The 8,360-nt window shown below is 72.3% G+C and carries 6 protein-coding genes, 2 pseudogenes and 1 riboswitch; of the genes and pseudogenes, 5 read left to right on the forward strand and 3 right to left on the reverse strand.

Going from position 1 to position 8,360, the window contains the following annotated elements; all coding sequences use genetic code 11:
- A pseudogene (locus I0C86_RS32625) lies at positions 1 to 356 on the forward strand (globin domain-containing protein); the annotation flags it as partial.
- On the forward strand, positions 353 to 1,060 hold the full coding sequence (locus I0C86_RS32630; RefSeq protein ID WP_230395172.1) for a DivIVA domain-containing protein: 708 nt from the start codon (positions 353 to 355) through the stop codon (positions 1,058 to 1,060). The pseudogene I0C86_RS32625 and the gene I0C86_RS32630, both read left to right, overlap by 4 nt.
- A 147-nt stretch (positions 1,061 to 1,207) precedes the next feature.
- On the opposite strand, the gene mgrA is transcribed toward I0C86_RS32630, so the two are convergent.
- Positions 1,208 to 2,203, reverse strand: coding sequence for an L-glyceraldehyde 3-phosphate reductase (gene mgrA, locus I0C86_RS32635; protein WP_196205153.1), 996 nt, complete (start codon positions 2,201 to 2,203; stop codon positions 1,208 to 1,210).
- 252 nt (positions 2,204 to 2,455) lie between these two features.
- Between mgrA and I0C86_RS32640 the strand changes: the two genes are divergently transcribed.
- Positions 2,456 to 3,091 (forward strand): carbonic anhydrase, encoded by a 636-nt coding sequence (locus I0C86_RS32640; protein ID WP_196205154.1) that lies wholly within the window; start codon positions 2,456 to 2,458, stop codon positions 3,089 to 3,091.
- 196 nt (positions 3,092 to 3,287) lie between these two features.
- A riboswitch (glycine riboswitch) is annotated at positions 3,288 to 3,387 on the forward strand.
- 80 nt (positions 3,388 to 3,467) lie between these two features.
- Positions 3,468 to 6,359: an aminomethyl-transferring glycine dehydrogenase gene (gene gcvP, locus I0C86_RS32645; protein WP_196205155.1), complete on the forward strand. Its 2,892-nt coding sequence runs from the start codon at positions 3,468 to 3,470 to the stop codon at positions 6,357 to 6,359.
- 60 nt (positions 6,360 to 6,419) lie between these two features.
- On the opposite strand, the gene I0C86_RS32650 is transcribed toward gcvP, so the two are convergent.
- Positions 6,420 to 6,620, reverse strand: coding sequence for a DUF5999 family protein (locus I0C86_RS32650; protein WP_192769774.1), 201 nt, complete (start codon positions 6,618 to 6,620; stop codon positions 6,420 to 6,422).
- A gap of 96 nt (positions 6,621 to 6,716) precedes the next feature.
- Here I0C86_RS32650 and I0C86_RS32655 point away from each other — a divergent pair, with 96 nt between their 5' ends.
- Positions 6,717 to 7,952 (forward strand): chorismate-binding protein, encoded by a 1,236-nt coding sequence (locus I0C86_RS32655; protein WP_407676377.1) that lies wholly within the window; start codon positions 6,717 to 6,719, stop codon positions 7,950 to 7,952.
- Between the two features lie 35 nt (positions 7,953 to 7,987).
- On the opposite strand, the pseudogene I0C86_RS32660 reads toward I0C86_RS32655, so the two are convergent.
- A pseudogene (locus I0C86_RS32660) lies at positions 7,988 to 8,360 on the reverse strand (SWIM zinc finger family protein); the annotation flags it as partial.

Below are 8,360 nucleotides of genomic sequence, written 5' to 3' on the forward strand. Positions count from 1 at the left end.
ACGTGTACGTCGGTGCCCGGTCGCGGACCGAGTTCTACGACGTCGACGCGATCGAGAAGTTGGTGGCGTCGTGCCCATGGTTGCGGGTGACGTACGTGGTCAATGCCGACCCGTCGCGTCCCGGGGAGTTCTTCTCTGTGGTGGACCGTGCTCTCGCCGACGGCGACTGGCGCGGCCGGCACGTCTTCGTCTGCGGTTCGGACCTGATGGTGTCGAGCGCGGTGAGCGGGCTGACCCAGGCCGGTTACCACACCGGACAGCTGCACTACGAGGCGTTGGGCGGGCAGTGGTACGCGCCCGGACGGCGGGTCGGTGACGTGCAGGAGCAGAGGGCGGCAGATGGAGGTACGCAGTGAACGCCAGCCCGATCAGCGAGTACAACCGCGCCACGGCGGTGACCGGTTCGGGGCAACGGGTCCGGCTCACCGCCGACCGGGTCCGGCGGTGGGAGTTCGCGACGTCCGCGTTCACCCGTCGGGGTTACGACGACCGGGACGTGGACCGGTTCCGTCATCAGGTGGCCGACGAGTTCGACCTGCTGGCGACGCAGGTCGCCGACCTGCGGGCGGAGAACCAGCGGCTGAACGACCATGTGGAGCTGCATCGGCACGGCGTGTTGCCGAGTGCCAGCAGCCGGCCGCAGTTGCCGGGGGCGAAGGAGGTCAACCTGCTGTCGGCGGCGCAGCGGGAGGCGGAACAGATCATCGCCCAGGCGCACGACTATGCCCGTCGGGTCGCCGAGTACGCCAGGGTGCAGTACGAGAACTATCTGCGGGCGGCCGCCGAGGATGCCCGCAACGAGGCGGAGAAGGCGGTGCAGGACTACCGGGCGTCGGCCGGGGCGAACTTCGACGACACGGTCGCGACCCGGGAGGCGTTGAAGATCTTCGGCGAGATGATGATCTCGCACATGCAGGCGGCGGCCCGGCATCTGGACGACGGTAGCGAGCATCTGGCCCGGACCATGGACCGGATCGCCCGCGAGGCCGGCGCGGGGGTCGCCGGCCCGCAGGGGCCGGTCCGGCCGGCGTTGTCGCCCCGTCCGGAGGCCCAGCGCTAGCTCCGGGCCGCGGCCGCGCCGTCGCCACCGCAGCGGGCCCGGTTCGACGGATCTCACCGAACCGGGCCCAGTGCGGATGACGACATCGCGGTCGGCCAGTTGCCCAACCGGTCGTTCACGCCGAGCGGGCGCCGCCGGCGGCGGCGGTCAGTCGCGCGGCAGGTGGCTCTCGATCTCGGCGAGTTCGGCGTCGGTGAGGTCGAGGTTGTCCAGCGTCGCCACGTTCGTCTCCAGTTGGCCGACACTGCTCGCGCCGATGATCAGGCTGGTCATCCGGCTGTCCCGCAGGGCCCAGGCCAGGGCCAGTTGGGCCAGCGACTGTCCCCGCCGGGTGGCGATTCCGTTCAGTGCGCGGACCGTCGTCATGGTCGTCTCGTCGAGGTCGTTCTCGTTGAGGAAGACGCTGGTCCGGACCCGGGAGTCGGCCGGGATCCCGTCGAGGTAGCGGTCGGTCAGCAGGCCCTGGGCCAGCGGGCTGTACGCGATGCAGCCGGCACCGGCCTCCTCGAGGGTGTCCAGCAGCCCGTCCCGCTCGATCCACCGGTTGATCATCGAGTACGACGGCTGGTGGATCAGCAGTGGCGTGCCGAGCTCGGCCAGGATGGCGGCGGCCCGTTCGGTCTGGGCCGAGTCGTAGTTGGAGAGGCCGACGTACAGCGCCTTGCCGGCGCGGACGACGGCGTCGAGGGCCGCCATCGTCTCCTCCAGCGGGGTGTCGGGGTCGGGCCGGTGGTGGTAGAAGATGTCGACGTAGTCGAGTCCCATCCGGCGTAGCGACTGGTCCAGCGACGAGACGAGATATTTCCGGGATCCCCACTCGCCGTACGGGCCGGGCCACATGTGGTAGCCGGCCTTGGTCGAGATGATCATCTCGTCGCGGTGGGGCGCGAAGTCGGCGGCCAGCACCTGGCCGAAGTTCCGCTCGGCAGACCCGGGCGGCGGTCCGTAGTTGTTGGCCAGGTCGAAGTGCGTCACCCCGAGGTCGAACGCCCGGCGGCAGATCTGCCGCTGCTGCTGCCACGGACGTTCCTCGCCGAAGTTGTGCCAGAGTCCGAGCGAGATCGCGGGCAGCCGGAGGCCGCTGCGGCCGGCCCGGCGGTAGGTCATCGAGTCGTAGCGGTCGTCCGCGGCAACGTAGGTCACGCTGCCACCCTATTGATCCGTTCCGGCCGTGTCGCTCCGGACCGGGAACCCGACCGGCACCGTAGCCTGGGCGGTGTGTCCCGGAACGCGGTGCGGGGCGGCACCGTGTGGTTCCGGTGTTCCGTCGCTCACGGTCGGGGTGGTTTTGCCTGACCGGCGGCGGCGAACCGTGGTATCTGATCATTACGTATCAGGTCGCCGAAGGCGTCGACCTTGCCCGCCAGCCGGGTTGGCACCGTGGAGAGGGACGTCATGGCATACCTGGAACACCGACCGGCCGGGCCCGCCGAGGCGCTCGACGAGCTTCTGGCCGGGAACGAGAGGTTCGTCACCGGTACCCGGATCCATCCGCACCAGGATGCCGAGCACCGGTCGGTGGTGGCCGCCGCGCAACGACCGTTCGCCGTCGTGTTCGGCTGTTCCGACTCCCGCCTCGCCGCCGAGATCATCTTCGACCGGGGCCTGGGTGACCTGTTCGTGGTCCGGACCGCGGGGCACATTGTCGGCCCCGAGGTGAACTCCAGCATCGAGTACGGCGTGGTGGTGCTGGGTGCGCCGCTGGTCGTCGTCCTCGGCCACGACTCGTGCGGCGCGATCCAGGCCACCCACGCGGCGATGAGCGGCACCCGGCTGCCCGGCCGTGACCTGGGTACCATCGTCGACCGGGTCAGGCCCAGCATCTCCGACGCGCACGCCCGCCGGATCACCGACGACGCGGGTGTCGCCGGCGTCCACATCCAGCACACCATCGACACGATCACGTCCGCGGGCACCGAACTGGCCGACGCGGTGGCCGCCGGCCGGTGCGACGTCGTCGGGATGTTCTACCGGCTGGCCGAGGGCCGGGTCACCGTCACCGTCTCCGGCACCGCGCCCGCCGGCCACTAGGCGGGACCGGCTCGTCGGCGGCAGCGTCCCGGGCCGGTGTGCGGCCGCCGACGCAGCGGAGGGTCGCCGGTGGGGATCAGGGCGGATTTCGGACGCGGTGTCCGGAAAATGTGAGCCGGAATCAGGCGATGATCCATCCCGGCCCCGGCCGAAATTCGGACGAAACCCGATCGCTGGTACCGTTGCCAACGCCGACAACACTCGCGAGCGAGAGACCGCCAGGCAACGTCCGCAGGCGGCGCCGAAGGGGCAAATCCTCCCCGGAACCTCTCAGGCAAAAGGAGCCCGTGGGTAGGCGACTGTGGAGCGCTGCGCGACGTTGCGGAGCGTGACAGAGGGGGAGGTTGCCGCGTCGACCTCGCCCGGGAGTGCCTCCATGACCACACCGCAGTTTCCCGCCCGCGACATCGGGCAGTTCTCCGACCGGCACATCGGCCCCGATGCCGAGGCCGAACAGCGGATGCTGGAGACCGTCGGGTACGACTCGATCGCCGACCTGATGGACGCGGCGATCCCCGAGGCGATCCGCTGGACCGGCACCCTCGACCTGCCGCCGGCGGCCACCGAGGACGAGGTGATCGCCGAACTGCGGGCCCTCGCCGGCCGGAACACCGTCGCCGTCTCCATGATCGGGCTGGGGTACCACGGCACCCACACTCCGGCGGTGATCCGCCGCAACGTGTTGGAGAACCCGGCCTGGTACACCGCGTACACGCCGTACCAGCCGGAGATCAGCCAGGGCCGGCTCGAGGCGCTGCTCAACTTCCAGACCATGGTCACCGACCTGACCGGGCTGGCCACCGCGAACGCCTCGATGCTCGACGAGGGCACCGCCGCGGCCGAGGCGATGACGCTGGCCCGCCGGGCCGGCAAGAGTTCCAGCCCGGTGTACGTCGTCGACGCCGACACCCTGCCGCAGACCATCGCGGTACTCGCCACCCGGGCCGAACCGCTCGGAATCGAGATCCGGGTCGTCGACCTCGACACCGGGCCGCTGCCGGCGGAGTTCTTCGGACTGCATCTGCAGTACCCGGGCGCCTCCGGGGTGGTCCGCGACCACAGCGCCCTGGTCGAGGCCGCGCACGCCGCCGGGGCGCTGGTCACCGTCGCCGCCGACCTGCTCGCGCTGACCCTGCTCCGGCCGCCGGGCGAGATCGGTGTCGACATCGCCGCCGGCACCACCCAGCGGTTCGGCGTACCGATGGGCTTCGGCGGGCCGCACGCCGGCTACCTGGCGGTCCGGGCCGGTCTGGAGCGGATGCTGCCGGGCCGGCTGGTCGGGGTGTCCCGGGACGCGGCCGGTGATCCGGCCTACCGGCTGGCGCTGCAGACCCGGGAACAGCACATCCGCCGGGAGCGGGCGACCAGCAACATCTGCACCGCCCAGGTCCTGCTCGCCGTGATGGCCGGAATGTACGCGGTCTACCACGGTCCGGCGGGGCTGCGGGCGATCGCCCAGCGGGTACACCGCCGGGCCGCGACCCTGGACCGGCTGCTCCGCGACCTGGCCAGCCCGCAGATCTCCGTCGTGCACCGGGCGTACTTCGACACCCTGCTGGTCCGGGTGCCCGGCCAGGCCGCACGGGTACTGGCCGACGCCGCCGAGCGGGGCATCAACCTGCGGCTGGTCGACGCCGACCACGTCGGGATCTCCTGCGACGAGACGACCACCCCGGCGCACCTGGAAACGCTGGCGGACGTCTTCGCCCGGCTGGCCGGAAGCACCCCGGGCGGCGGGTCGGACCGGGCTCCGGCCGAGGTCGAGGTGCCCGCCGCGCTGCCGGCGACACTGGCCCGCACCAGCGACTTCCTGAGCCATCCGGTCTTCCGGTCGCACCACTCCGAGACCGCCATGCTGCGGTACCTGCGCCGGCTGTCGGACCTCGACTACGCCCTGGACCGGGGCATGATCCCGCTCGGCTCGTGCACGATGAAGCTGAACGCCACCACCGAGATGGAGCCGGTCAGCTGGGCCGAGTTCGCCGACATCCATCCGTTCGCCCCCGCCGCGCAGACCGCCGGCTACGCCGAACTCGTCGCCTCGCTGGAACGCTGGCTGGCCGAGGTCACCGGGTACGACGCGGTCAGCGTCCAACCCAACGCCGGCTCCCAGGGCGAACTCGCCGGCCTGCTGGCCATCCGCGCCTACCACCGCGAACGCGGCGAGGCACACCGGGACGTCTGCCTGATCCCGTCGTCGGCGCACGGCACCAACGCCGCCAGCGCGGTGATGGCCGGGATGCGGGTGGTGGTGGTCGGCTGCGACGGCGACGGTGACGTCGACCTGGCCGACCTCGACCGCAAGATCGAGGCGCACCGGGACAGCCTCGCGGCGATCATGGTCACCTATCCGTCCACCCACGGCGTGTACGAGGGCGGCATCGCGGCGCTCTGCGCCAAGGTGCACGACGCCGGCGGCCAGGTCTACGTCGACGGCGCCAACCTCAACGCGCTGCTCGGGTTCGCCAAGCCCGGCCGGTTCGGCGCCGACGTGTCGCACCTGAACCTGCACAAGACGTTCTGCATCCCGCACGGCGGCGGCGGCCCCGGGGTCGGGCCGGTCGCGGTACGGGCGCACCTGGCGCCGTACCTGCCTGGCGACCCGTTGGGCACCGACGGCCCGGTACGGCCGGCGGTCTCGGCGGCCCGGTACGGCTCCGCCGGCATCCTGCCGATCCCGTGGGCCTACCTGCGGCTGATGGGCCCGGACGGGCTCACCCGGGCGACCGGGGTGGCCGTGCTGGCGGCCAACTACGTCGCGACCCGGCTACGCGGGCACTACCCGGTGCTGTACGCCGGCAACAAGGGCCTGGTCGCCCACGAGTGCATCCTCGACCTGCGCGGCCTGACCCGGACCACCGGCGTGAGCGTGAACGACGTCGCCAAGCGCCTGATCGACTACGGGTTCCACGCCCCGACGATGTCGTTCCCGGTCGCCGGCACCCTGATGGTGGAGCCGACCGAGAGCGAGGACCTCGCCGAACTCGACCGGTTCTGCGAGGCGATGATCGCGATCCGGGCCGAGATCGACCGGGTCGGGGCGGGGGACTGGCCGAAGGGCGACAACCCGCTGGCGAACGCGCCGCACACCGCCGCTCTGGTCAGCGGCGACGAGTGGCCGCACCCGTACCCGCGCTCGGTGGCGGCGTATCCGGGCGGGATCGACCGGATAGGGAAATACTGGCCACCGGTGCGTCGGATCGACGACGCGTACGGCGACCGCAACCTGGTGTGTGCCTGCCCGCCGCCGGAGGCGTTCGAGAACTGAGCCCGACGACGCGTCACCGGCCGCTGTTCGCGGCAGCGGCCGGTGACACTGAGCGACCGGTCAGCCAACCAGGGCGTGCCGGGCCGGGCCACGGTGCGGGGCTATCGTGCTGCCGTCGGGCAACAGTTCGCCGGTGTCCTCGAACAGGATGACGCCATTGCAGAGCAGGCTCCATCCCTGTTCACGGAAGCAGGCGATCACGCGGGCGGCCTCACGGTCGGTCGCTTCAGCGGAGGGACAGGTCGGTCGGTGCTGGCACATCGGGTTTCTCCGGACTATGGGGTGCTGTGGCATGGTTCACATGACCAGTGACGGACGGTACCCCGTCACCCCCGGTGATGACGAGCGGGTATCCGTCTGCACCGGAAAGAATCCACTCTTCGGATGAGGCAGATCGAACCGTCCGTCGTGGAAGCGCTCCCAGTCAGACCGCCGGGAGCGCCGACCACCTGCCTACCCGGGCTCGTCGAACACGACCGGTTGCAGTACTGGGCCGGACCCGCGGACGACCCCGGCACGCTGCTCGAAGACTTCCTCGCCGGACACGGCCTGCCGGTACGCGACCTGTCCCGGCCCGCCGACCATCCGTCCCACTCCCGGGCCGGCACGGTCTGCGGCGCGGCACTGTTCGTCTCCGCCGCGGCCGGCGCCCGGATGGTCGCGATGCCGACCGGACCGGCGAGCCCGGCGCCCGACGTCCCCGATCTGGTGGCGGTGGTCTACCGGCACGGTCGGCCCGGCGAGGGCACCACCATGCCCCGGCCCGGTACGGACGGCTGGCGGCTGGAGCCGTGGCAGGAGAGCTGGTCACCACAGCAGCACGCCGCCGCCGTCGAACTGGCCCGGCAGGCCATCGGCCGGGGGGACATCTACCAGGTCAACGTCGTCGGGCACGGTGCCGCCCGGTACACCGGAAACCCGCTGCCCGGGTTGGCCCGGCTGGCCCGGCTGCCCGGAGCCCGCTACGGCGGGGTGCTCACCGGCGCCGGCTGGGCGATCGGATGCGCCTCCCCGGAGACCCTGGTCGAGGTCGCCGGCGGCCGGGTGTTCACCCGGCCGATCAAGGGCACCCGGCCGGCGACCGGTCAGGGTCGCCGGGAACTGCTCGAATCCGCCAAGGAACGGGCCGAACACGTGATGATCGTCGACCTGGAGCGCAACGATCTCGCCCGGATCGCCCGGACCGGCTCGGTCCGGGTCGACGAGCTCTACGCGATCCGCCGCTGGTCGGACCTGTGGCAGGCCGAGTCGACGGTCTCCGCGACGCTCGCCGACGGACGGGGCCTGGCCGACGTGCTCCGGGCGGTCTGCCCCGGCGGCTCGGTCACCGGGGCGCCGAAGCTCGCCGCGCTGACCCAGATCGCCGCCCTGGAGCCGGTCGGCCGGGGCGCCAGCATGGGCGGACTCGGCTGGATCGGCCCCGACCGGCTGGATCTGGGCCTGACGATCCGGACCGCGGCCGTGGACGCGGAGCGGGTGCACGTCTGGGCCGGCGGCGGAATCACCTGGGGCAGCGACCCCACCGCCGAGGTCGCCGAGGCCGCCGCCAAGGCCGGACCGGTCCGGGCCGCGCTGGCCGGTCCCGCCCGGTGACACCGCACGCGGGGATACGAGGATCCTCGGGGTGATCAGCCGCCGAGCAGGTCGGCCAGCGCCTCGACGGGATCGTTCCGGGGCACCCCGGCCGGCCACCACTCACCGTCGGCGGCCTCCCGGTACGGGTACCAGCGTCCGTCCTGGCCGTACCGCAGCTGCGCCCGGCGGTCCGGGAACGTCCACCGGTTACGCCACACCTGCGGCTCCGGCAGCTCGTCACCGGCCCAACCGGCGCCGAGGCGCGCCCGGGCCCGGGCCAACCCCGCCGCCGGTGGCCGCCACGACTCCTCCAGGACCGCCAGCCCGGCATGCCCGCCGTACTCCCAGGCCCGCACCGCCCGGCTGAACTCCCGGGCCGGCCGCCCGCTGGCCCGACGCAACCGGGCCAACGCCGGACCGCCCGCC

It is taken from the genome of Plantactinospora alkalitolerans (assembly GCF_015690345.1).
GTDB lineage: Bacteria > Actinomycetota > Actinomycetes > Mycobacteriales > Micromonosporaceae > Plantactinospora > Plantactinospora alkalitolerans.